Source organism: Luteimonas sp. MC1828, assembly GCF_016461615.1.
Taxonomy (GTDB): Bacteria; Pseudomonadota; Gammaproteobacteria; order Xanthomonadales; family Xanthomonadaceae; genus Luteimonas.
Genome location: NZ_JAEMNY010000001.1, coordinates 687,889 through 710,182 on the forward strand (window position 1 = coordinate 687,889; position 22,294 = coordinate 710,182).

The following is a 22,294-nucleotide window of genomic DNA, read 5'->3' on the forward strand; positions in this document are numbered from 1 at the left end:
GGTCAGTCAATGCGCCAGGCGCTGATATCGCCGTCGACGTCCTGCACCACGAGGATGCCGTCGGCCACCACCGGCGGACCAGCCAGGGCATTGCGGCCCGCACGCTCGCGCGCTACGAACTCGCCGTCCAGCAGGCGCATCCAGTGCAGGTAGCCATCGAAGTCGCCGACCACGGCATAGCTGCCGTGGATCCGCGCCGGACCGAGGTTGCGGTTGGTCAGAGCGGGCTGCCGCCAGTAGGAAGTACCGACGTACTTGTCGATGGCCCACACGGTGCCGGCCTTGTCACTCACGACGAGCCGGTCGCTGCCCACTGAAACGCCGCCTGCGCCACCGCTCTCCGCTGCCCAGATCGGGCGCCCGCTCGGCGCCTCGAAGGCCATCGTCCGGCCCTTGTAGCTGGTTGCGAACAGGACCGGGCCGTCGAGCACCGGAGCGCCGTCGACGTCCGCCATGCGATCGAGTTCGGTGCGGCCGTCGCCAAGCGAGATCGGTTGCTCCCAGAGCACCCGCCCATCGCCGAGCGCAAGCGCGACCACGCGGCCGTCGTCCAGGCCGACGAAGGCGTGCCCGGGCCCCAGGGTCACCGGCGCGTTGCCGCGCACGGTGAGCGAAGGCAGGTCCTGGACCCAGAACCAGCGCCGCTCGCCATTGGACGCGTCGAACGCGGTGACACGCCCTTCATTGGAGCGCACCAGTACCAGCCCCTGGCCGATCGTGGGCGCGGCAATGACTTCGCTGACGACCTTCGCCGTCCAACGTTCCGCTCCGGTGGTCGCATCCAGCGCCACCACTTCGCCGTCGAGGCTGCCCACGACCACCAGCCCATCGCCGGCTCCCGGGCCGCCGGACAGGCGCAGGTCGCTTGCGTGATGCCAGGCCTGTGCCCCGGACTGCAGATCAAATGCGCGGACGCCGCCCTTGATCGAGGCAGCGAATACCCTGCCATCGGCCACTGCCGGGCCCTGGCGTACGCCGGTGGAGCCCTCGCCCTTGCCGGCGCTGGCCTTCCAGATGCGGGTGGGCGTTGCGGTGGCTTCGAACTTGACGAGCTCGGCCGGCTCGCCGGCCTTGGCGTCGTCGCCCTTGCCGCCAAACCAGCCCTTGACGGTGCTGCAGCCCGTGACCACGGCCAGGCAGACCAGGATGGTCGCGGCGCGGGTGGCGAATCGGGAACCGGCCCGGGTTGGGCTGGTGCGCTGTGCTTCGGTCATCGGGCGTCGCTCTCCGTGTGGGCCGGCACGCCGCCGGCATCGATCAACTTGATTTCGAGCAGGCGCCGCTGCGGCACCGCGGCGACATCAAGCGCGGCGAGGGCCGCGGTGTAGGCTTCGCGCGCATCGTCCGCACGACCGGCCACCATGTGTGCATCGCCTCGGGTTTCGAGGCTGCCGGCATCGGTTGCGTCGCCCAGCACCGCCAGCGCCTCGTCGGCCTTGCCCGCAGCGACATGCAGGCTCGCCAGGCGGCGCGCAACGACCGACTCGAGCGCGGGGCCCGGATCGGTCAGGGCGGACAGCGTCGCGGTGGCGGCTTCGGTGTCACCGGCATCGACCTGCGCTTTCGCCAGGTCAAGCGCCAGCAATGCCGCGAACGGGCCGTCGTGCAGGTCGGCCGCGGCTGCAAGCTCGCGGGCCTTGTCCAGATCACCGGCGGCAATACTCGCGTTCACCGCGGCGTAGGCGTCGCTCTGCGCCATGCGCTGATCCAGGCGGTGGTCCTGCCACTGCTGGAAGCCCCAGACCAGGCCGAGTGCCACCGCAATGCCGGCGACAACGCCAAGGGCGTTTTCGCGCACCCACTGGCGAACACGCTCGCCCTGTTCGTGCTCATCGAGCAACTCGTCTACTGCCATGACCGTCCGATCGGGCTGCGAGCCACCCGGCGTATCCGCGGGCAGCTATGGGAAGGAATGTGACCCGCGAACGGGTCCTCGGTTGCACGCGGATGGCCCGCCTTGCGGGCCACCGCTGCCGTGGCACCCCTGGTCAACGACCAGCGGGTACCAGCGATCCGTCAGAGGATACCGTAAAGCGGGCGACGTTCGCCCGAAGGAACGGTGCGAGGTCCAGCTCGGCCCCGTTGCGCCGCAGCTCGATCGCGGACGCGTTGCCGAACACCATGCCCCCAACCTCACCGGTGGCGAAGCTGCGCGTCGTGCCTGCGCGCAGCAGCGACTGCTCGATGACGCGCCCGTCACTGCCGGTGATTTCCACCCAGCTGTCGTCGACCAGCCGCAGTTCGAGCGCCACCGCCGCGCCGCTGGAGCGCTGCGCGACCGGCGCCATCGAGGCAACCAGAGGCACCGGCTGGCGAGCCCCGGCGACCCCTGGCGCGCCGGGCTGGCGAGCCGTGGAGGCCACAGGCATGTCAAGCGAGGCGGATTCGGCACCCTGCGTGGCGAGATGCGGCCTGGTGGCCAGCCACACCGGCAGTGCGATGGCTGCGGTGATCACCACGTACACCAGGCGCTTGGCGAACTGTTCGGCCACGATCCGCATGCGTGGCACGTAGGTGCGCGGCACCAGTGTCACCGGCTCCACCGGGGCGACCCCGACTACGGCCTGCATGGTGGCGGTGGACAGGCCCAGCAGGCGCGAATAGCTGCGCAACTGTCCGCGCACGTAGACCGGCGCGCCCAGCCGGCTCCAGTCCTCGGCCTCGAGCGACTCGACAACGCGCACCGGCATCCGCAGCCGGGCGGCAACGTCTTCGATGGAGAGGCCCGCGGCCTCGCGGGCATTGCGTAGGCGGCGGCCACAGCCGTAGTCGGCATCGGCGGCCACATTCTTGTCTGGCGGCATCATCGTGAACTGCTGTCCCCGGGCAGCACTGCCTGCGCGTGCGGGAATTCCGTCCGCAGGCGCTGAACATAACGAGCGGCGGCAGCCTTGTCGCCGAGCTTTTCCTCGATCTGTGACGCAAGTTGCAGCGCGGCCGGCGACGCCGGCCCCGCGTCCAGCCGACGTTGCGAGAATGCCCGCGCCTCGAAGTATTCCCCGCGCCCGTACAAATGCCTGGCCAGCGCCTCCAGACCGACGGCGTTGACCGGATCGAGGGCCAGTGCCGCGCGCAGGTCGCGCTCGGCGCGCCCCGGCTGGCCGCCGGCATCGGCACAGGCGCCTGCGTTGGCCAGCGCCGAGGCGGGGCTGGCGTAGCTGCGGTCGGCCAGGGCGCGGTCGAACCACGTGATCGACTCGGCAGCGCGGCCGTTGCGGCACAGCCAGGCGCCGTTGTTGTTCAAGGTGGCACCTGAGGGCTTGAGCTCGGCGGCGCGCGCGTAGTGCTTGCCGGCATCGCGATCCTCGCCCTGGTTCTCGAGCGCCAATGCAAGCAGCGTGTGCGCATCGGCGTCGCGGCCGTCGACCTTCATCGCCTGTCGCGCCTCGCTGGCGGCGTCGGCGTACCGGCCCGCGTGCAATGCCTGTTCGCCACGCAGCAGGTGGCCGCGTGCGGACGTCTTGCCGCGCGACTTGCTGTCATCGCTGAAGTCGTACACGGGCGCGATCTGCGTCGAGTCGCCGCGCTGCGCGCTCGGCTTTATGAACGTGAGTCGCGAGCAGCCGGCGGCCAGCAGCGTGCAGGCGATCACCAGGCCGAAGAATTCAAGCCGCCGCATCACCGCCCTCCCCGCCCGTGATCTGTTCGAGGTGCTTGCGGAACTCGGCCTGGCGGCGGGTGCGGTCGGCCACTTGGCCCTTGAGCTGGCCGCAGGCGGCATCGATGTCGTCGCCACGCGTACGCCGCACCATGGTCAGCACCTGCGCATCGAGCAGCAGCTTCTGGAATGCGCGGATCTCGTCCTCGCCGGAGCGCTGGAAACGCGTGCCCGGGAACGGGTTGAACGGAATCAGGTTGACCTTGGCGGCATCCTTCACCTGGAGCGCGTTGCCGAACTGGCGCATCAGCCGGGCCAGCTGGCGCGCGTGCACCGGCTGGTCGTTGACGTCCTTCATCAGCGTGTATTCGAAGGTGATCGACGAGCGCGGCTTGCGGCGCACGTAGCGCTCGCAGGCGGCCATCAGCTCGGCGATCGGGTACTTCTTGTTGAGCGGGACGAGTTCGGTGCGCAGCTCGTCGTTGGCGGCATGCAGGGACACGGCCAGCGAGACGTCGCTTTCTTCGGACAGCCGGTCGATCATCGGCACCATGCCGGCGGTGGAGAGGGTCACGCGCTTGTTGGCCAGGCCGTAGCCGAGGTCGTCGCGCATCACGCTCATCGCGCGCACCACGTTGTCGAAGTTCATCAGCGGCTCGCCCATGCCCATCATCACCACGTTGGTGAGGCGCCGCTGCTTGTGGGGAATGTTGCCGAGGTGCTTCGCCGCAACCCACACCTGGCCGATGATCTCGGCGGTGGACAGGTTTCGGTTGAAGCCCTGGGTCGCGGTGGAGCAGAACTGGCAGTTGAGCGCGCAGCCGACCTGGGACGACACGCACAGCGTGCCGCGACCCTTGTCCGGGATGTACACGGTCTCGATGGCGTTCTTGCCATCCATGCCCAGCAGCCACTTGTGGGTGCCGTCGGTGGAAGGCTTGTCGAAATGCACCTGCGGCACGATCACCTCGGCGCGCTCCAGCAACTTCGCGCGCAGGGGCTTGCCGAGATCGGTCATCTCGTCGAAGTCGGTGACGTGGCGGTGGTGGATCCACTTCATCACCTGATGCGCACGGAAACGCTTCTCGCCGAGTTCGTCGGCGAAAAAGCGCTCCAGGCCCTCGCGGTCGAGGTCGAGCAGGTTCTGCTTGGCTGTGGATTCGGTCACTGGGCTTCTAGGGTCAAGAACACTTGCCACGGATCACGCGGATCAAGGGCGCGGCCACCGCGCAAATCCGTGGCAAAAAAGATCAACGAGCGTAAACGTCGGTCGACGGGAAGAAGTACGCGATCTCGACGGCGGCGGTATCCGCAGCGTCGGAACCGTGCACGGCGTTCGCGTCGATGGAGTCGGCGAAGTCGGCGCGGATCGTGCCCGCGGCGGCATCCTTCGGGTTGGTGGCGCCCATCAGGTCGCGGTGCTTGAGCACGGCACCCTCGCCTTCCAGTACCTGGATCATCACCGGGCCGCTGATCATGAACTCGACCAGTGCGTTGAAGAACGGGCGCTCGCGGTGCACGGCGTAGAAGCCTTCGGCCTCCGCGCGCGACAGCTGCTTCATTTTCGCGGCGGCGATCTTGAGGCCGGCCTTCTCGAAGCGGGCATAGATCTCGCCGATGACGTTCTTGGCGACGGCATCGGGCTTGATGATGGACAGGGTGCGCTCCAGCGCCATGGGAAATCTCCGAAAGGCGGGCCGCCATGTCTCAGGCAGTCCCAGAAGGTAACAGAAAAAACCCACGCAGGGCGCGGGTTTAGCCGATATGGCTAGTGTGATTCTACCGGAACGCACACGCCGCCTGCACGCACTTCCTACATGATCGGCGATTGACCGGAGCGGCGGCCTGCACCTAGTATCAAAACAAGCGTTTGATTCAGGAGCGGTTCCCCCGCAGCCATGGTGACCACCCAATTCTCGACCAAGGACAGGATCCTCGGAGCCGCCGAGGAACTGTTCGCGCTGCACGGCTTCGGCGGCACGTCGTTGCGCCAGGTGACCAGCCGCGCCGACGTCAATATCGCGGCGGTCAACTACCACTTCGGCAGCAAGGAAAACCTGATCAACGAGGTCTTCCGCCGCCGCATGGACGAGATGAGCCGGCGCCGCCTCGAACTCCTCGCCGAGGCCCGCGAGACCTCGCCCGGCGCCCTGGAGCCGCTGCTGGCGGCATTCATCGAGCCCGCGCTGGCGCTCGCCCGGGACCGCCAGGGCGGCGTGGCCTTCATCCGCGTGATCGCCCGCGCCTACGCCGAGAAAAACGACGGCCTGCGCAAGTTCCTGTCCGAACAGTACGGCCACGTGCTGCGCGAGTTCGCCAAGGCGATCGCCGAGTGCGTGCCGCAGCTGGACAAGGAGCAGCTCTATTGGCGCCTGGACTTCCTGGCGGGCGCGCTGACCTACGCGATGTCGGAGTTCGGCCTGATCAAGCGGCCCGCGACGGTCAGCGAGGTTGCGCACCGCAAGCGCGCCGCCGAGGAATTGATCCGCTTCGCGGCGGCCGGCATCCAAAGCTGACGCGAGACCAGCATTCAAATTGATTGAAATCAATAGACTGGAACATATATTTCAAGTTTATTGACAAGTGACCAGGCCCCCCATCGGATGGCCTGGGCTGCATAACCGGCGATCCGCGCATGTCGGCACGGACCCCGGACTGATGAACGAGTCCCTCATGGAGCCAGGAAACATGTCCGAGAAATTGCTTGTGCGCAGGGCCGCGGTACTCGGTGCCGGGGTGATGGGAGCGCAGATCGCGGCCCACCTGACCAATGCCGGCGTCGACACGGTGCTGTTCGACCTGCCGGCCAAGGACGGTGATCCGAACGGCATCGTCACCAGGGCGATCGCCAACCTCGGAAAGCTGAGCCCGGCCCCGCTGGCCTCGAAAGACCTCGCCGCGGCGATCATCCCTGCCAACTACGAACTCGGGCTGCAGCGTCTCAAGGACTGCGACCTGGTCATCGAGGCGATCGCCGAGCGCATGGACTGGAAGCAGGATCTGTACGCGAAGATCGCGCCGTTCATCGCCGACCACGCCGTGCTCGCCAGCAACACCTCGGGCCTGGGCATCAACAAGCTGGCCGACGTGCTGCCGGAATCCCTGCGCAGCCGCTTCTGCGGCGTGCACTTCTTCAACCCGCCGCGCTACATGCACCTGGCGGAGCTGATTCCCGCGCGCACCACCGACAAGGCCGTGCTCCAGGGGCTGGAGACGTTCCTGACCACCACGCTGGGCAAGGGCGTCGTGTACGCCCGCGACACGCCGAATTTCATCGGCAACCGCATCGGCGTGTTCTCGATCCTGTCGACCATCCACCACACCCGCGAGTCGGGGCTCGGGTTCGACGAGGTCGATGCGCTGACCGGGCCGCTGGTGGGGCGCCCGAAGTCGGCGACCTATCGCACGTCCGATGTCGTCGGCCTGGACACCATGGCCCACGTCATCAAGACCATGGCCGACACCCTGCCCGACGATCCCTGGCACAAGTACTTCAAGTCGCCGAAGTGGCTCGCCGCGCTTGTCGAGAAGGGCGCGCTGGGCCAGAAGACCGGTGCCGGCATCTTCCGCAAGGTGGGCAAGGAGATCATGGTCGTCGACCCGGCGGCCGGTGATTACCGCCCCGCCGACCGCGTGGCGGCGCCCGAGGTGGTCGAAATCCTGAAGACGCGCGACCCGGTCGAGAAGTTCGCGAAACTGCGCGCCAGCGACCACCCCCAGGCCAAGTTCCTCTGGGCCACCTTCCGCGACCTGTTCCACTACAGCGCCTACCACCTGGCCGACATCGCCGAGACCGCGCGCGATGTCGACCTGGCAATCCGCTGGGGTTACGGCTGGTCGCTCGGCCCGTTCGAGACCTGGCAGGCGGCGGGCTGGAAGCAGGTCGCGCAGTGGATCGCGGACGACATCGTCGCCGGCAAGGCGATGAGCGACGCTCCCCTGCCCGACTGGGTGTTCGACGGCCGCGATGGGGTGCATTCGGCCGAGGGGAGCTACAGCCCGGGCAAGAACGCCCGGCTTCCGCGCTCCGCGCTGCCGGTGTACAAGCGCCAGCGCTTCCCGGATCCGCTGCTGGGCGAGTCGTTCGCCAAGGGCGAGACGGTGTTCGAGAACGACGGCATCCGCATGTGGACCGACGGCAACGACGTCGCAGTGGCGTCGTTCAAGACCAAGATGCACACGGTGTCCGACCATGTGCTGGACGGCCTGCAGGAAGCGGTGGCGCGCGCCGAGCGCGATTTCGCCGGTCTGGTGATCTGGCAGCCGAAGGAGCCGTTCTCGGCCGGCGCGGACCTGGCCGGTGCGCTCGGGCTGCTGCAGGCGGGCAAGGTCGATGCGTTCGAAGCCATGGTGAAGAACTTCCAGGCCACCAGCCAGGCGATCAAGTATTCGCTGGTGCCGGTGGTGGCCGCGGTGCGCGGCCTGGCTCTTGGCGGAGGCTGCGAGTTCCAGATGCACAGTGCCCGAACCGTCGCCCACCTCGAGAGCTACGTCGGGCTGGTCGAGGCCGGCGTCGGCCTGCTGCCGGCCGGCGGCGGCCTGAAGGAGCTCGCGGTGCGGGCCTCGCAGGCCGCAGGGCCGAACGGCGACGTGTTCGCCGAACTCAAGCGCGTGTTCGAGACCGTCGCGATGGCCAAGGCTTCTGCCTCGGCGGTCGAGGCCAAGGAGCTCGGCCTGATGCGCGCCGGCGACCGGGTCGTGTTCAACGCCTTCGAGCTTCTGCACGTCGCGCGCCACGAAGCGGCGGCGCTTGCCGAAGGCGGCTACCGCCCGCCGATGCCCGCCCGCCAGGTTCGCGTGGCCGGTGACGTCGGCATCGCGACTTTCAAGATGCTGCTGGTCAACATGCTGGAGGGCCGTTTCATCAGCGAGTACGACTACGAGATCGCCAGCCGCATCGCCACCGTGCTGTGCGGAGGCGAGGTCGACCGCGGCGCGCTCGTCGACGAGGACTGGCTGCTGCGCCTCGAGCGCCAGCACTTCGTGGAGCTCGCGCAGCAGGAAAAAACCCAGGCGCGCATCGCGCACATGCTCAAGACCGGCAAGCCGCTGCGCAACTGACGCGCGCCCGACGACACAGGACAAGACCAACATGAGCAAGCAGATCCAGGACGCCTACATCGTCGCCGCCACCCGCACTCCGGTGGGCAAGGCGCCCAAGGGCGTGTTCCGCAACACCCGGCCCGATGACATGCTGGCGCACGTGCTGAAGGCCGTCGTCGCGCAGGCGCCGGGCATCGACGTCAACCGCATCGATGACGCCATCATCGGCTGCGCCATGCCCGAGGCCGAGCAAGGCATGAACGTGGCACGCATCGGCGTGCTGCTGGCCGGCTTGCCGGATGCCCTGGCGGCGCAGACCGTCAACCGCTTCTGCGCCTCCGGCCTCCAGGCGGTCGCGCTGGCGGCCGACCAGATCCGGTTGGGCAACGCCGACCTGGTGCTCGCCGGCGGCACCGAGAGCATGAGCATGGTGCCGATGATGGGCAACAAGGTGGCGTTGTCACCCAGCGTGTTTCGCGACGACCACGTGGCCATCGCCTATGGCATGGGCATCACCGCGGAAAAGGTTGCCGAGGAATGGAAGGTCTCGCGCGAGGACCAGGATGCGTTCGCGGTCGACTCGCACCTCAAGGCGCTGGCGGCTGCCAAGGCCGGCGAGTTCCGCGACGAGATCAGCCCCTACGAAGTGCTCTCGCGCCAGCCCGACCTCGGCGGCAAGACCATCCGCACGAAGAAGCTGCTCGTCGAGCACGACGAGGGCCCGCGTGCCGACACGTCGGCGGAAGGCCTGGCCAAGTTGCGACCGGTGTTCCGCAACGGCCAGTTCGGGGGCACCGTGACTGCCGGAAACTCCTCGCAGATGAGCGACGGTGCGGGCGCGGTGCTGCTTGCGTCCGAGCAGGCCATCAAGGACTACGGCCTGACGCCGCTTGCCCGCTTCGTGTCGTTCTCGGTGGCCGGCGTGCGCCCCGAAGTGATGGGGATCGGACCGATCGCGGCCATCCCGAAGGCCCTGAAACAGGCGGGCCTGACCCGTGACCAACTCGACTGGATCGAGCTCAACGAAGCTTTTGCCGCGCAGGCGCTGGCGGTGATACGCGATTGCGGGCTCGATCCGTCAAGGATCAACCCGCTGGGCGGTGCAATCGCGCTGGGGCATCCGCTCGGAGCCACGGGCGCGGTGCGCACGGCCACCATCGTCCACGGCATGCGGCGGCGGGCGCAGAAGTACGGAATGGTGACGATGTGCATCGGCACCGGCATGGGCGCCGCTGGCATTTTCGAGGCGCTCTGACAGAACGGGATGATCCGCGCGATGCGATCAGCGCATCGCGCGGATCATGGCGATTCAGCGCGCCCGGCCGTAGATCTCGACGCGGGTGCTGCCGTCGGGGTTCTGGGTGCGCGACACCACGGAGCTGGGCATCGCGGAACCGACGCTGGACATGTAGATCAGGATCCAGTCTTCCGCTTCGCCATTGCTGGCGAATTGCCCGTCGATTCTGCACATGCTGCTCTTGCAGTCCATGCTCAGGCTGGTCGGCCTGACGCCGGCCGTTTCGAAGCCGGATTGGCCGGCAATGCCCGCCAGCTCGGCTTCCTTCTGCGGTGCCCACGCCGGGTCCACCTGCTCCGCGGCGAACCGCTCGGCGGACTGCTTCTTCAAGGCCGCTGTGCGCGCCACCTGCTCGTCGCGACGCTGCGCGCGGCGTGCGACATGATCGATCAGCTGGGCTTCGGTCGAGGCGCCCTGCCTGGCCGGGGATCGTGACGGCCGGTTGCCGGGTGCCGGGGCGGTTTGTGCGACAGCATTCGCCGCGGGAGCCTCGGACAGGGCCGCATCCCGTGCGGGATCACGCTGGCCGCGCATCGCGATCGTACCGATGACCACCGCGGCAACCAGCACCGCGGCGACGACGAGGGGGGTCTTGTTGTTGCGATTCATGCGTCGGCTTGGCCTCTGTGGATGCGGGCTGCACAGCCCTTGACACCCCTGAAACGAAAAGGCGCCGGATAGACCGGCGCCCCTGCGATTTCCTGCAACTGCTGGATCAGACCGCGTCGTCCGACGCCCAGTAGATGTAGGTATCGTTCACGCCCACGCCGACAGGCAGGTTGCAGCTGATGGCGACCAGGCCGGTGGCGAGGCCACCGCCGGGGAAGTCCTCAGCGTACCAGACCATGTTTTCGCTCTGGGCACCGGGCGCAATCACCTCGGTCAGGCTGATGAACTCGTTGTCACCAGTCTGCCACCCGGTCACGGCGGTGCAGGTCAGCGAAACCGGTGCAGCGGTGTTGTTGGTGAAGTAGGTGTCAACCATCAGCGCCGAATTGTCGACGGCCTCGTAGCTGTCGAACTCGAAGCCGCAGGTGATGAAGCTCGACGAGGTGCCTTCGTTCTGGATGGCGAGCGGGCGCTTGCGGATGGCGGTTTCGAACGCCGGCAGGGCGCCCTGGCAGCGGGCAGCCGGCTGCGAGCCATTGGCGTGCACAGTCTGGGCAGTGGCAGGAATGCTATAGGTCGCGGCTGCCGCGAGCGTCAGCGCGGCAAATGTGGATACAAGCTTCATGGAATGGATCTCTCCCTAGGGTGATGTGCAGTCACTTGACGTAGGGACGCACTGCGCGCCCCCCGACCCGGCGACTATAACCATACCTCCGTGAAGCTGTCACGCGCGCCTCGATCAATCTTTACTGCGAGTCGACTACGCCCAATTCAGCCAGTGCATCTCGCATGAACCCCTGGGCCGCCTCACTGAGGAGTTCGTGGTCCAGTGCATGGCGTATGGTGGCCTCGATCAGGCCGATGTGGGTACCGCAGTCGAAGCGGGTGCCCTGGAACCGGTAGGCCAGCACTTCTTCCTCGGCCAGCAGGGCGGAAATCGCGTCGGTGAGCTGGATCTCCCCGCCCCGCCCCGGCGGCGTGTCCTCGAGCAGCGAGAAGATGCGCGGTGACAGGACGTAGCGCCCGACCACCGCCAGGTCGCTCGGGGCGTCCTCGGGTGACGGCTTCTCCACCATCGCGGTGATCCGGCCAACACGGTCCTGGAACTCGCGGGTGGCGACAATGCCGTAGCTCGACGTCTGTTCCCTCGGCACGGTCTGCGTGGCGATCACGCTGGCGCCGGACGCCTCGGCCAGGTCGGCCATCTGCGCCAGCGCCCCCGGGCCGCGGTTCCAGATCAGGTCGTCGGGCAGCATCACGGCAAACGGCTCGTCCCCGACCACCGCCTTGGCACAGAGAACGGCGTGGCCCAGCCCCAGCGCTTCGGTCTGGGTGACGAACACCGCGCGTACCCCAGCGGGAAGCACGTTGCGGATCACATCAAGCAATTCGTGCTTGCCCGCTTTTTCCAGCTTCTGCTCGAGCTCGTAGGCCTTGTCGAAGTAGTCGGCCACCGCGTGCTTGTAGCGGTTGGTCACGAAGATCAGCGTGTCGCAGCCGGCTTCCACGGCCTCGTCCACCGCGTACTGGATCAGCGGGCGGTCGACGATCGGCAGCATCTCCTTCGGAACCGTCTTGGTGGCGGGCAGGAACCTGGTGCCGAGCCCTGCCACCGGGAAAACCGCCTTGCGGATGCGCTGCGTCATGTCTTTCTCGCGTTCCTTGCGGGGAAAGCGACCACCGTGGCCGCCATCTTCTGTTCATCCTGCGCCTTGAGGGGCGCGAACTCGGGGACCGAGTCACGCAACAGCCGGCCCAGCGCTTCCACATCGTAGCGGCCCACGGCGTCGTGCATGCGCGCGATCGCCGCCTCGATGCGCTCGGTCACCACGTCGCGCGCTTCCGCCTGGAGGATCTTGGGATGCGCGGTCGGGCGGTAGCGCTCCTCCGCGTGGAACAACGTCTCGTGGAGTTTCTCGCCCTGGCGCAGGCCGGTGTACACGATCGCGATATCGCGCCCGGGCTGCTTGCCGGCCAATGTGATCATCTGTTCGGCAAGCAGGCGGATCGAGACCGGCTCGCCCATGTCGAGCGTGTAGACCGCCTCGATGGAGCCGATCGCCACCGCCTGGAGGATCAGCTGGCAGGCCTCGGGAATGGTCATGAAATAGCGCGTGACCTCCGGGTCGGTGACAGTCACCGGCCCGCCCTGGCGGATCTGTGCACGGAACAGCGGAACGACGCTGCCGGCCGAGTCGAGCACGTTGCCGAACCGGACCGTCACGAAACGGGTGTTCCCGCGCCTCGTCATCGCCTGGCACACCATCTCCGCCAGGCGCTTGGTCGCGCCCAGCACGTTGACCGGGTCCACGGCCTTGTCCGTGGAGATGAGTACGAACGCGCCCACACCCGCGGCCTGCGCCTCGCGGGCGACGGTCTCGGTGGCCAGCACGTTGTTGCGCACGGCTTCGCGCAGCTGCGACTCCAGCACCGGCACCTGCTTGTAGGCGGCAGCGTGGAACACCGCCTCCGGTGACGACAGCGCCAGCGCGTGGCGGACCACGGCCGGGTCGCCGCAGTCGCCAAGCACGGGAATGCATTCGATCTGCGGGAAGTCCCTGCGCAACTCGGCTTCGGTGGTGGCCAGCGCCAGCTCATCCATCTCTATCAGCGTGATTTGGCGGGCACCATGGCGGGCGCACTGGCGGCAAAGCTCGGCGCCGATGGACCCGCCCGCGCCGGTGACCAGCACGCTGCGCCCGCCGAGCCAGCCACGGATCGCCTTCCAGTCGGGCGTGACCGGCTTGCGGCCCAGCAGGTCCTCGATCGCGACCTCCTTGAGCTCACCAGGCAGCGATCGACCTTCCAGCAGGTCGTTGAGCCGTGGCACCGTACGGAACGGAAGGCCGGTGCGCTCGCAGGCAGCGACGACGCGTCGCATGGTGGTGGCGTCGAGCGACGGCATTGCGATGACCAGCAGTTGGGCCGCGGTCTCCGGCGCGATGCGGCCGAGGTCCTCGATCCTGCCGAGCACCGGCAGACCCTGGAGGTAACTGCCGCGAAGCTTGGCGGCATCGTCCAGGAACCCCACCGGCTGGTACGCACCAGCCCGGCGCAGGTCACGGACCAGCGCTTCGCCGGCTTGCCCGGCGCCAAGGATCAGCACGCGCAGTGCGGCCTGGTCGGTCCGCGAAGTGCCATGGTCCTTCCATGCCCGGTACAGCAGCCTCGGCATCCCGAGCAGTGCCGACAGGACAACGGGGTACGCGAGCATCACCGTGCGCGGAATCTGCCCGGCACGGTCGAAGACGAAGAACAGCAGCGGCACGATTGCGAGCAGGCCGAACATGCTCGCTTTCATGATGTTCACGAGGTCCGGGATGCTGGCAAAGCGCCATACGCCCCGGTAAAGGCCCACCTGCCAGAAGATCAACCCCTGGACCAGCAGGATGAGGGTGATCTCGGGTGTCAGTACCGCGCCGTCGGCGGCGCCGCCCAGCCCGGGTTGGCGGAAATAGTTGAGGCCGGACCAGGCCACCCACACCATCAACAGGTCGTGGGCGACAACGGCGTAGCGCGGCAATGCAATCCTGAACCTGTCCTTCCAGAAGGTCATCTAATGGTGATCCTGCTTGTCTGGGTGCCCGACGCTCCCCCGTGCAGCGCGCCATGCAACTGCCGCGACCAGCAGGCACACAGCCGCCGCGGAAAAACGAAATGATGCCACTCGCGACGCTGCGACAACTGCAAGCAGCAACGCACACGCTGTCCATGCGCCATATAGCAGTGTGACCGGTCGATGGTCGGCGAAGCTGAATGCCAGCTGCTGGTAGGAATGCTGCACGTGCGCCGTCCACCACGTCTCACCACGCACGATGCGCCAGGCCAATGTCAATGTCGCGTCAACCAGGAACGCGGAGAGCGGCAGCAGGAGGACCGGAAGCAGCCCGGCTCCACCCACGTCGGACCATACGAGGACACTCGCCTGGACCGCAATCGCGTAGCCAAGCGTGCCGCTGCCGACATCCCCCAGGAAAATCCGCGCACGCGGGAAATTCATCGGCAGGAACCCCGCGCACGCCGCGACCAGCACCAGGGCCAGGACAGCGCCTGCGCTGGCCATCCCCGAAAGCAGGGCGACCGCGAGCGCGACCAGCGCGGCCTGGCTCGCCGCCAGTCCGTCGATGCCGTCCATGAAATTCCATACGTTGACGAGTACCGGCACTGCGACCAGCGCGAACAGCGCCTGCCAGGGAAGTGCGCCGTTGGCAGCCAATGCAACCGCGATCAACGCGCCCGCCGCGACATGTGCCGCAAGCCGCCACCACGCCGACAGCGTCCGGTGGTCGTCGACGAAGCCAACGCCACCGACCAGCAGCAACCCCGCCAGGACGGCGGCCGCCAGCGTGACCTGCACCTGCAACAGCCACGGCGCAACCAGCCACGCCAACCCCCAGGCCAGGGCGATGCCGATCCCGCCACCGCGCGGAGTCGGCACCTTGTGGCTGCGCCGCTCGCCTGGATGGTCAAGCAGCTGGTGGCGCAGCGCATGCCAGCGGGCCCCGCGCGCACCGATGGCCGCGATCACCGCAGACGCCAGCAACCAGGGCACGAGCCAAGTCCACTCCACGCCGGCCACGCTCAGACCACTGCGTAATTCAAAAGCGGTTTGATCGTGCCCCATTCCTTGCAGGACGGGCATTGCCAATGGTGGCTTCGCGCGCCAAACCCGCAGCGATTGCAGCGATAGCTCGGATTTCGCACCAGCAGCTGGTCGGTGATGTGGCGCAGTTGTTCCAGCGTCTCACCGTGTTCGACGCCATCGGCGAGCGCGAGTTCGATCAGCGCGGCCTCGCCCCGGACCGAAGGTCGGTCCTTCAACTGCTGCGCCAGGTAGCCACGCGCGGCCGACACGCCCTCCTCCGCCTGCACCAGCCGGGTCAGCGCCAACACCGGCGCGACGCCGCTGTAGTGCTCGGCCATCTCCGTCAGGAACGTGCGCGCGCCGGGGCCATCCCCGACACGCGCATACGCCGCGAGCAGCGCTGGCAGCAGTTCGGGCAGGAAATCCGGATCATGGCGCGCAGCGCGCTCGAACGCGCGGATGGCGGCAGTGTCATTGCCGGCATCGATCTCCAGCTTGCCCTCGAGCATGCCGGCGCGCACCGAGGTCGAATCGGCCGCATAGGCGCGTGCGATCGCGGCGCGGGCGGCATCGCGGTCGCCGGCCACGCGCAGGCGCTCGGCGAGCTCGCATTCGAACTGCCCCACCAGCTTGCCCATCGGCTCGCCGGTCGCGGCCTCGTAGCGGGTGGCGTTCTCGATCGCCTTGGGCCAGTCGCGCTCCGACTGGTAGATGCCGATCAGGTGCTTCAACGCCTGCGGCGCGCGCTGGTCGATCTGCGCGAGGTCGGTGAACACGGTCTCGGCGCGGTCGAGCAGGCCCGAGCGCATGTAGTCCTCGCCCAGCGCCAGCAGCGCCTGCACCTTCTGCTGGTCGTTGAGGTCCGGGCGCTGCACCAGGCCCTGGTGCAGGCGGATCGCGCGATCGACCTCGCCGCGACGGCGGAACAGGTGGCCAAGCGCGACCTGGGTCTCGAAGGTGTCCTTGTCGAGCTCGGCGATATGCAGGAACAGCTCAATGGCCTTGTCCGGCTGCTCGTTGAGCAGGTAGTTCAGGCCGCGGAAATAGGTGGTTGAGAGCTTGCTGACCTGGCTGTCGCTGTGGCGCTCGCCGCCACGGCGGCCGATCACCCAGCCCGACAGCGCCGCGATGGGCAGCAGCAGGAAAAACCAGAACCACTCGGTGATGAAGGCCATCTCAGCTCGCGTCGGTGGGGTTGGCGCGCGTGCGGCGCAGGCGCTGCTGCAGCGGCAGGACAACGGAGGCCACGATCGCCATTCCGCCAAGGATGGCGCCAAGCAGCAGCGTGGCCAGCAGCGCGACCCCGAGGGTCGGGCGCAGCGTGGCGATGCCGAAGTCCACGGCGACCACTTGCGGGTTGAGCGCACCCACGGCAACGCCTGCGGCGAGGCATGCAAGGGCGAACAGGATTCGGAAAGGACGCATGGGCCGCTAGCTTAGCCGAGCCCACGTCCCGCAGACAGATGTGGAGCGGTCAGTCCTCGGCAGGCAATGGCATCACGTCGCTGACGCGCTCGCGAAGCTCCTTGCCGGGCTTGAAGTGTGGGACATGCTTGCCGGGCAATGCCACGGCATCACCGGTCTTGGGATTGCGCCCGGTGCGGGGTGGACGGTAATGCAGGGAGAAGCTGCCGAAACCGCGCACTTCGATGCGTTCGCCGGTGGCCAGCGAGCCGCCCATCATCTCCAGCAGCGACTTCACCGCGAGGTCGACGTCGTCGGCCTTCAGGTGCCCCTGGCGCTGGGTGAGGATTTCGATCAGTTCGGACTTGGTCATTTTGCCATCGTGGCCTCGACAACCGAAAGCGGCCTGGCTGGTGCCAGGCCGCTCCGGGTCTTGCTGGCTTACTCGGACTTGCTGTCCAGCTGCTCGCGCAGCAGGGCACCGAGCTTGGTCGTGCCACTGGAGGCATCCGACGCGGCGCGGTTGTACTCGGCCAGGGTGTCGGCCACTTCGGCCTCGTCCTTGGCGCGGATCGACAGCTGCAGCGTGCGGCCCTTGCGGTCCATGCCGGTGAACTTGGCCTCGATGGTCTCGCCTACCTTCAGGTGCTGGCTGGCGTCGTCGATGCGCTCATCGGAGATGTCGCGCGCGGCCACGTAGCCTTCCACGCCGTCGGCGATGTCGATGATGGCGCCCTTGGCGTCGACTTCGCGGACGGTGCCAGTGACCTTGGTGCCACGCGGGTGCGCCGCCATGAACTGGCCGAACGGATCCTGCTCGAGCTGCTTGACGCCCAGGCTGATGCGCTCGCGTTCCGGGTCGACCGCCAGCACCACGGCTTCCAGCGTGTCGCCCTTCTTGAGGTTGCGCGCCACGTCTTCGCCGCTGGTGTTCCAGCTCATGTCGGACAGGTGGATCAGGCCGTCGATGCCGCCGTCCAGGCCGATGAAGATGCCGAAGTCGGTGATCGACTTGATCTGGCCGTCGACCTTGTCGCCCTTCTTGTGGATGGCCGCGAAGGTCTCCCACGGGTTGGACGTGACCTGCTTGATGCCCAGCGAGATGCGGCGACGCTCTTCGTCGACGTCGAGCACCATGACCTCGAGTTCGTCACCCACCTGCACGACCTTCTGCGGGTTGACGTTCTTGTTGGTCCAGTCCATCTCGGACACGTGCACCAGGCCTTCGACGCCCGGCTCGATCTCGACGAACGCGCCGTAATCGGTGACGTTGGAGACCTTGCCGAACACGCGGGTGTTGGACGGGTAGCGGCGGGCGATGTTGTCCCACGGATCCTCGCCCAGCTGCTTCAGGCCCAGGCTGACGCGGTTGCGCTCGCGGTCGTACTTCAGCACGCGGACGTCGAGCTCGGCGCCCACTTCCACGACTTCGGACGGATGGCGCACGCGCTTCCAGGCCATGTCGGTGATGTGCAGCAGGCCGTCGATGCCACCCAGGTCCACGAACGCGCCGTAGTCGGTCAGGTTCTTGACGACGCCCTTCAGCACGGCGCCCTCGACCAGCTTCTCCATCAGCTGCTCGCGCTCTTCCGAGTGCTCGCTCTCGACCACCGCACGGCGGGAGACGACCACGTTGTTGCGCTTGCGGTCGAGCTTGATGAGCTTGAACTCGAGCTCCTTGCCTTCCAGGTACACCGGGTCGCGCACCGGGCGCACGTCGACCAGCGAACCCGGCAGGAACGCGCGGACGTCCTTGATGTCGACGGTGAAACCGCCCTTGACCTTGCCGCTGATGCGGCCGGTGATGGTCTCGTTCTTCTCGAGCGCTTCCTCGAGCTCGTCCCACACCATGGCGCGCTTGGCTTTCTCGCGCGACAGCACGGTCTCGCCGAAGCCGTTCTCGAGGGAGTCGAGCGCGACCTTGACGATGTCGCCCTCGGCGACGTCGATCTCGCCGGCGTCGTTACGGAACTGTTCGATCGGCACGATGCCTTCGGACTTGAGGCCGGCGTTGATCACCACCACGTCGGTCCGCACCTGGATCACGACGCCGGTGACGATGGAGCCCGGCTTCAGCTTGCCGAGGGCGGCCTCGCTCTGTTCAAACAGTTCAGCAAATGATTCGGTCATTGAAAAATTACCCGGTTGACGAAACAGACCGGCGCGCGATGCGCGGAACCCGGTCCACCCGTTGTCGGCTTGCGCGGGATTGCGCGTCGCCATGAGTGCTTAATGCACGGAAAATCCGCGCGGCAGGTGCCACGCGGGACCAACCTGCCTCGGAAATTCAGCCCGCGCGCACCGGCACCAGGGCCAGGACGCGCTCGACGACCGTTTCGATGCCAAGGCCGGTGGTGTCGATGCGGACGGCGTCTTCGGCCGGCCGCAGCGGCGCCACCGCGCGATTGGCATCGCGGGCGTCGCGGGCGAGAATCTCTCGCAGCAGACCATCTAACGTAACAGAAACCCCCTTGTCCTTCAACTGCTTATAGCGCCTTTCCGCCCTCTCCTCTGCGCTTGCGGTGAGGAACACCTTGGTCGCCGCATCCGGAAAGATCACGGTGCCCATGTCGCGACCGTCGGCAACCAGGCCCGGCGGCTTGCGGAACACCCGCTGGCGCTCCTTGAGGGCCGCGCGGACTTCGGGGATGGCTGCAATCGCCGAGGCCGCGGCTCCGGCGGTTTCCGTGCGCAGCTCGTCGGTGGCGTCGTGGCCGTTCACGAGCACCCGCAGCTCGCCCCGGTCGTCGTCGCGGAAGCCGATGTCGGTGTCGAATGCGCAGCGCACCAGCGCACCACCGTCGTCCAGATCGAGGTCGGCCCAGCCCGCGGCCACGCCGATGGCGCGGTACAGTGCGCCGGAATCCAGGTAGTGCCAGCCCAGCCTGCCCGCCACCGCGCGGCTGATCGTGCCCTTGCCGGAGCCCGAGGGCCCGTCGATCGTCAATACGGGTATGGCGTCCTGGGTCATGTCCGGCTCCGGGGGTGGGCGGCCATTCTAGACCGCCGCCAGCGGCAAACCGCGCAGGGGCTTGAGTCTGGACCAGAAAGCCCGGTAGAATTGTCGGCTTGATTGCCCCAACCCGTTTCGAGGTTTGTCATGAAGGTCCTGTCCTCACTCAAGTCGGCGAAGACCCGCCACCGCGACTGCAAGGTCGTTCGTCGTCGCGGCAAGATCTTCGTGATCTGCAAGTCCAACCCGCGCTTCAAGGCCCGCCAGCGCTGAGCCGCGCGGAGGGAGTCGCCGCGGACGCATGACATCGCGCCGTGGGCCAGCTCCCGCTTCCGGAAGGCCGCAGAAATGCGGCCTTCCGCGTATCTGGTGCACGCACCCAGGCGTGACCGCGCGCCCGCTTCGCCCTGCTGCCACGCCGCGCCGGCGTGCGATCTGCTAAAAACGCTGCGGCTGCGTCGTGCAGCGCCCACGGGGAGATCCACCATGCGCCTGATCCTTGCGATGACCACCGCCGCCCTGCTGGCCTGCGCCGGCGCGGCGTCCGCCGACACCCTGCTTGTCGATCGCGCCCGGACGGAAACCGGCATTGCCATGCCGGCGAGAGGCATGAGCATGGCCGACGTGGAAGCGCGCTTCGGCGCGCCCAGCGAGCGCCTCGACCCGCGCGGCGGCCAGAAGCGGCAATGGCCGACCATCAACCGTTGGGTCTATCCGGCGTTCACGGTCTACTTCGAGAAGACCCGCGTCGTCGATGCCGTGGCCAACCAGGCCACGCCGGGCGAGACCGGACCCAAGCCGCCCATCCGCTGAGCCCATGAACCAAGACAACCTGCGCTTCCCCGCGGAGTGGGAACCCCAGTCCGCGATCCTGCTGGCCTGGCCGCACGCCGGCACCGACTGGGCCGACCGCCTGGGCGATGTCGAGGACACCTATATCGCCCTGGTCGCCGCCATCACCCGCTTCCAGCGGGTGCTGGTGTGCGTGGCCGATGACGACGTCGAGGCCTATGCGCGCGCACGCCTGGCGTCGGCACGCATCGACATGGAGCGCGTGGCGTTCCTCGCCATTCCCTACAACGACACCTGGCTGCGCGACACCGGGCCGATCACGCTGGTTGGCGCGGGTGGCTTCCGGTTGCTCGACTTCCGCTTCACCGGATGGGGCGGCAAGTTCGAGGCGAGCGAGGATGACCGCCTGGTCGAGCGCCTCGCCGACTCGGGAATCTTCTTCAAGAATGATCGGCAACACATTGATTTTGCACTTGAAGGCGGCGCGATTGAAACCGATGGCGCCGGCACACTGCTGACCACCTGGCGCTGCCTGCACGAGCGCCACCCGGATGCCAGCCGCGACGACCTGTCCGCGCGCCTGGCGGCCTGGCTGACGCAGGACCGCGTGCTCTGGCTCGACCACGGCTACCTCGAGGGCGACGACACCGACGCCCACATCGACACCCTCGCCCGCTTCGCACCCGGCAACGCCATCGTGTTCCAGGCCTGCGACGACCCCGGTGACCGCCACCATGCCGAGCTCGGCGCCATGGCCGATGAGATCGCGGCGCTGCGCACCGCCGACGGCGCGCCCTACACGCTGTACCCGCTGCCGTGGCCGCAGCCGGTCCTGGATGAAGGGCGACGGCTTGCGGCCAGCTATGCCAACTACCTCGTCATCGACGGTGCGGTCCTGATGCCCGCCTATGGCGACCCGGCCGACGACCGTGCCGCCACGGTGCTGGCCGCGGCGCACCCCGGCCGCGAAGTCGTGCAGGTGCCCTGCCGTGCGCTGATCTGGCAGAACGGCAGCCTGCACTGCATCAGCATGCAGCTGCCGCGCGGACTGGTGTAAGCGGGCGTTCGCGTTCCCGGCCCTACAATGGCGGGTCCGTCCGCCCACGGCAGCAGCAGAATGAAGAAGACCACCCTCCCCGTCGCCCTCGTGCAGGAGCGCTACCACGGCAACGCCGAGGCCAACCTCGCCGTCATCGAGCAGCGCGTGGCCGAGGCCGCCGCGCAGGGCGCGAAACTGGTGCTGCTGCAGGAACTGCACAACGGCGCCTACTTCTGCCAGCACGAGTGCGTCGACGAGTTCGACCTGGCCGAAACGATCCCCGGCCCGAGCACGGAGCGCCTTGGCGCGTTGGCCCGCCAGCACGGCGTGGTGCTGGTCAGCTCGCTGTTCGAGAAGCGCGCCGCCGGCCTGTACCACAACACCGCCGTGGTCTTCGACGCCGACGGCTCGACCGCCGGCAAGTACCGCAAGATGCACATCCCCGATGATCCGGGGTTCTACGAGAAGTTCTACTTCACACCGGGCGACCTCGGATTCGAGCCGATCGACACTGCCGTGGGCCGCCTTGGCGTGCTGGTGTGCTGGGACCAGTGGTATCCGGAAGCCGCGCGCCTGATGGCGCTGGCCGGCGCCGAACTGCTGCTCTATCCGACCGCGATCGGATTCGACCCGAGCGACGACGCCGCGGAGAAGTCCCGCCAGCGCGATGCGTGGATCCTCAGCCATCGTGGCCATGCCGTGGCCAACGGCCTGCCCGTACTGTCGTGCAACCGCGTCGGCCACGAGCCATCGCCACTGGGCGCATCGGGCATCGACTTCTGGGGCAACAGCCACGTGCTCGGCCCGCAGGGCGAGTTCCTGGCCGAAGCCGGCAGCGATCCGACCATCCTCACCTGCGAAGTCGACCTGGGCCGCAGCGAGCACGTCCGCCGCATCTGGCCGTTCCTGCGTGACCGCCGCATCGATGCGTATGGCGACCTGCTCAGGCGCTACCGCGATTGAACGCTGATACG

General features: G+C 67.7%; 23 protein-coding genes. 7 read left to right on the forward strand and 16 right to left on the reverse strand.

Features of this window, described 5'->3' with window-relative positions; genetic code table 11:
- Positions 1-2 precede the first annotated feature (2 nt).
- The 6 genes from bamB to ndk all read right to left on the reverse strand — a co-directional run bounded on the left by bamB (position 3) and on the right by ndk (position 5,274).
- On the reverse strand, positions 3-1,214 hold the full coding sequence (gene bamB / locus JHB91_RS03275; RefSeq protein ID WP_199471430.1) for an outer membrane protein assembly factor BamB: 1,212 nt from the start codon (positions 1,212-1,214) through the stop codon (positions 3-5).
- A complete protein-coding gene (locus JHB91_RS03280; protein ID WP_199471433.1) occupies positions 1,211-1,855 on the reverse strand; it encodes a tetratricopeptide repeat protein in 645 nt (214 codons plus the stop codon). The genes bamB and JHB91_RS03280 overlap by 4 nt, the downstream gene beginning before the upstream one ends.
- A gap of 133 nt (positions 1,856-1,988) precedes the next feature.
- A complete protein-coding gene (locus tag JHB91_RS03285) occupies positions 1,989-2,804 on the reverse strand; it encodes a RodZ domain-containing protein (protein ID WP_199472638.1) in 816 nt (271 codons plus the stop codon).
- Complete coding sequence (locus JHB91_RS03290) at positions 2,804-3,619, reverse strand: tetratricopeptide repeat protein (RefSeq protein WP_233398505.1); 816 nt, start codon at positions 3,617-3,619, stop codon at positions 2,804-2,806. The genes JHB91_RS03285 and JHB91_RS03290 overlap by 1 nt, the downstream gene beginning before the upstream one ends.
- Positions 3,606-4,766 (reverse strand): 23S rRNA (adenine(2503)-C(2))-methyltransferase RlmN, encoded by a 1,161-nt coding sequence (rlmN, locus tag JHB91_RS03295; protein ID WP_343225047.1) that lies wholly within the window; start codon positions 4,764-4,766, stop codon positions 3,606-3,608. Before rlmN ends, JHB91_RS03290 begins: the two co-directional genes overlap by 14 nt.
- Positions 4,767-4,848: 82 nt before the next feature.
- A complete protein-coding gene (gene ndk / locus JHB91_RS03300; RefSeq protein WP_199372607.1) occupies positions 4,849-5,274 on the reverse strand; it encodes a nucleoside-diphosphate kinase in 426 nt (141 codons plus the stop codon).
- Positions 5,275-5,499: 225 nt separating this feature from the next.
- Between ndk and JHB91_RS03305 the strand changes: the two genes are divergently transcribed.
- From JHB91_RS03305 to JHB91_RS03315, 3 genes are all read left to right on the forward strand, one after another.
- Positions 5,500-6,114: a TetR family transcriptional regulator gene (locus JHB91_RS03305; protein WP_343225048.1), complete on the forward strand. Its 615-nt coding sequence runs from the start codon at positions 5,500-5,502 to the stop codon at positions 6,112-6,114.
- A gap of 172 nt (positions 6,115-6,286) precedes the next feature.
- Positions 6,287-8,659 carry a 3-hydroxyacyl-CoA dehydrogenase/enoyl-CoA hydratase family protein gene (locus JHB91_RS03310; RefSeq protein WP_199471442.1) on the forward strand — a complete coding sequence of 791 codons (2,373 nt, stop codon included), beginning with the start codon at positions 6,287-6,289 and terminating at the stop codon, positions 8,657-8,659.
- Positions 8,660-8,690: 31 nt separating this feature from the next.
- Complete coding sequence (locus tag JHB91_RS03315) at positions 8,691-9,896, forward strand: acetyl-CoA C-acyltransferase (protein ID WP_199471444.1); 1,206 nt, start codon at positions 8,691-8,693, stop codon at positions 9,894-9,896.
- Positions 9,897-9,950: 54 nt separating this feature from the next.
- Here JHB91_RS03315 and JHB91_RS03320 read toward each other — a convergent pair whose 3' ends face one another.
- The 10 genes from JHB91_RS03320 to cmk all read right to left on the reverse strand — a co-directional run bounded on the left by JHB91_RS03320 (position 9,951) and on the right by cmk (position 19,507).
- Complete coding sequence (locus tag JHB91_RS03320) at positions 9,951-10,547, reverse strand: hypothetical protein (RefSeq protein ID WP_199471446.1); 597 nt, start codon at positions 10,545-10,547, stop codon at positions 9,951-9,953.
- 106 nt (positions 10,548-10,653) lie between these two features.
- A complete protein-coding gene (locus JHB91_RS03325; protein ID WP_199372602.1) occupies positions 10,654-11,172 on the reverse strand; it encodes a hypothetical protein in 519 nt (172 codons plus the stop codon).
- A 121-nt stretch (positions 11,173-11,293) separates the two neighbouring features.
- Complete coding sequence (gene galU, locus JHB91_RS03330) at positions 11,294-12,193, reverse strand: UTP--glucose-1-phosphate uridylyltransferase GalU (protein ID WP_199372601.1); 900 nt, start codon at positions 12,191-12,193, stop codon at positions 11,294-11,296.
- Positions 12,190-14,103, reverse strand: a complete 1,914-nt coding sequence (locus JHB91_RS03335) for a nucleoside-diphosphate sugar epimerase/dehydratase (protein WP_199471448.1) — start codon at positions 14,101-14,103, stop codon at positions 12,190-12,192. The genes galU and JHB91_RS03335 overlap by 4 nt, the downstream gene beginning before the upstream one ends.
- A complete protein-coding gene (locus tag JHB91_RS03340; protein ID WP_233398506.1) occupies positions 14,104-15,189 on the reverse strand; it encodes a hypothetical protein in 1,086 nt (361 codons plus the stop codon).
- Positions 15,129-16,307 carry a lipopolysaccharide assembly protein LapB gene (lapB, locus tag JHB91_RS03345; protein WP_199471450.1) on the reverse strand — a complete coding sequence of 393 codons (1,179 nt, stop codon included), beginning with the start codon at positions 16,305-16,307 and terminating at the stop codon, positions 15,129-15,131. Before lapB ends, JHB91_RS03340 begins: the two co-directional genes overlap by 61 nt.
- Before the next feature lies 1 nt (position 16,308).
- The gene (locus tag JHB91_RS03350; protein ID WP_199471452.1) at positions 16,309-16,557 is read right to left on the reverse strand and encodes a lipopolysaccharide assembly protein LapA domain-containing protein; all 249 of its coding nucleotides are present in this window, start codon (positions 16,555-16,557) and stop codon (positions 16,309-16,311) included.
- A gap of 49 nt (positions 16,558-16,606) precedes the next feature.
- Complete coding sequence (locus JHB91_RS03355) at positions 16,607-16,909, reverse strand: integration host factor subunit beta (protein WP_182821303.1); 303 nt, start codon at positions 16,907-16,909, stop codon at positions 16,607-16,609.
- A gap of 68 nt (positions 16,910-16,977) precedes the next feature.
- Complete coding sequence (gene rpsA, locus JHB91_RS03360; RefSeq protein WP_199372596.1) at positions 16,978-18,666, reverse strand: 30S ribosomal protein S1; 1,689 nt, start codon at positions 18,664-18,666, stop codon at positions 16,978-16,980.
- Positions 18,667-18,823: 157 nt separating this feature from the next.
- Complete coding sequence (gene cmk, locus JHB91_RS03365) at positions 18,824-19,507, reverse strand: (d)CMP kinase (RefSeq protein ID WP_199372595.1); 684 nt, start codon at positions 19,505-19,507, stop codon at positions 18,824-18,826.
- Between the two features lie 129 nt (positions 19,508-19,636).
- Here cmk and ykgO point away from each other — a divergent pair, with 129 nt between their 5' ends.
- From ykgO to JHB91_RS03385, 4 genes are all read left to right on the forward strand, one after another.
- Positions 19,637-19,762, forward strand: a complete 126-nt coding sequence (ykgO, locus tag JHB91_RS03370) for a type B 50S ribosomal protein L36 (protein ID WP_057628212.1) — start codon at positions 19,637-19,639, stop codon at positions 19,760-19,762.
- A gap of 213 nt (positions 19,763-19,975) precedes the next feature.
- Positions 19,976-20,302, forward strand: coding sequence for a hypothetical protein (locus JHB91_RS03375; RefSeq protein WP_199372594.1), 327 nt, complete (start codon positions 19,976-19,978; stop codon positions 20,300-20,302).
- 4 nt (positions 20,303-20,306) lie between these two features.
- A complete protein-coding gene (locus JHB91_RS03380) occupies positions 20,307-21,338 on the forward strand; it encodes an agmatine deiminase family protein (protein ID WP_199471454.1) in 1,032 nt (343 codons plus the stop codon).
- 60 nt (positions 21,339-21,398) lie between these two features.
- Positions 21,399-22,283 carry a carbon-nitrogen hydrolase gene (locus tag JHB91_RS03385; protein ID WP_199471457.1) on the forward strand — a complete coding sequence of 295 codons (885 nt, stop codon included), beginning with the start codon at positions 21,399-21,401 and terminating at the stop codon, positions 22,281-22,283.
- The last annotated feature ends 11 nt before the right edge of the window (positions 22,284-22,294 follow it).

What these genes read in the sequence shown, in the direction of transcription:
- JHB91_RS03285 (WP_199472638.1), bottom strand. Translation starts at nt 2,804, where the DNA reads ATGCCGCCAGACAAGAATGTGGCCGCCGATGCCGACTACGGCTGTGGC.
- lapB (WP_199471450.1), bottom strand. Translation starts at nt 16,307, where the DNA reads ATGGCCTTCATCACCGAGTGGTTCTGGTTTTTCCTGCTGCTGCCCATC.
- JHB91_RS03325 (WP_199372602.1), bottom strand. Translation starts at nt 11,172, where the DNA reads ATGAAGCTTGTATCCACATTTGCCGCGCTGACGCTCGCGGCAGCCGCG.
- JHB91_RS03310 (WP_199471442.1), top strand. Translation starts at nt 6,287, where the DNA reads ATGTCCGAGAAATTGCTTGTGCGCAGGGCCGCGGTACTCGGTGCCGGG.
- JHB91_RS03280 (WP_199471433.1), bottom strand. Translation starts at nt 1,855, where the DNA reads ATGGCAGTAGACGAGTTGCTCGATGAGCACGAACAGGGCGAGCGTGTT.
- ndk (WP_199372607.1), bottom strand. Translation starts at nt 5,274, where the DNA reads ATGGCGCTGGAGCGCACCCTGTCCATCATCAAGCCCGATGCCGTCGCC.
- rpsA (WP_199372596.1), bottom strand. Translation starts at nt 18,666, where the DNA reads ATGACCGAATCATTTGCTGAACTGTTTGAACAGAGCGAGGCCGCCCTC.
- ykgO (WP_057628212.1), top strand. Translation starts at nt 19,637, where the DNA reads ATGAAGGTCCTGTCCTCACTCAAGTCGGCGAAGACCCGCCACCGCGAC.
- galU (WP_199372601.1), bottom strand. Translation starts at nt 12,193, where the DNA reads ATGACGCAGCGCATCCGCAAGGCGGTTTTCCCGGTGGCAGGGCTCGGC.
- JHB91_RS03320 (WP_199471446.1), bottom strand. Translation starts at nt 10,547, where the DNA reads ATGAATCGCAACAACAAGACCCCCCTCGTCGTCGCCGCGGTGCTGGTT.
- JHB91_RS03355 (WP_182821303.1), bottom strand. Translation starts at nt 16,909, where the DNA reads ATGACCAAGTCCGAACTGATCGAAATCCTCACCCAGCGCCAGGGGCAC.
- JHB91_RS03385 (WP_199471457.1), top strand. Translation starts at nt 21,399, where the DNA reads ATGAAGAAGACCACCCTCCCCGTCGCCCTCGTGCAGGAGCGCTACCAC.
- JHB91_RS03290 (WP_233398505.1), bottom strand. Translation starts at nt 3,619, where the DNA reads ATGCGGCGGCTTGAATTCTTCGGCCTGGTGATCGCCTGCACGCTGCTG.
- JHB91_RS03375 (WP_199372594.1), top strand. Translation starts at nt 19,976, where the DNA reads ATGCGCCTGATCCTTGCGATGACCACCGCCGCCCTGCTGGCCTGCGCC.
- JHB91_RS03340 (WP_233398506.1), bottom strand. Translation starts at nt 15,189, where the DNA reads ATGCCCGTCCTGCAAGGAATGGGGCACGATCAAACCGCTTTTGAATTA.
- JHB91_RS03380 (WP_199471454.1), top strand. Translation starts at nt 20,307, where the DNA reads ATGAACCAAGACAACCTGCGCTTCCCCGCGGAGTGGGAACCCCAGTCC.
- JHB91_RS03315 (WP_199471444.1), top strand. Translation starts at nt 8,691, where the DNA reads ATGAGCAAGCAGATCCAGGACGCCTACATCGTCGCCGCCACCCGCACT.
- JHB91_RS03350 (WP_199471452.1), bottom strand. Translation starts at nt 16,557, where the DNA reads ATGCGTCCTTTCCGAATCCTGTTCGCCCTTGCATGCCTCGCCGCAGGC.
- cmk (WP_199372595.1), bottom strand. Translation starts at nt 19,507, where the DNA reads ATGACCCAGGACGCCATACCCGTATTGACGATCGACGGGCCCTCGGGC.
- JHB91_RS03335 (WP_199471448.1), bottom strand. Translation starts at nt 14,103, where the DNA reads ATGACCTTCTGGAAGGACAGGTTCAGGATTGCATTGCCGCGCTACGCC.
- bamB (WP_199471430.1), bottom strand. Translation starts at nt 1,214, where the DNA reads ATGACCGAAGCACAGCGCACCAGCCCAACCCGGGCCGGTTCCCGATTC.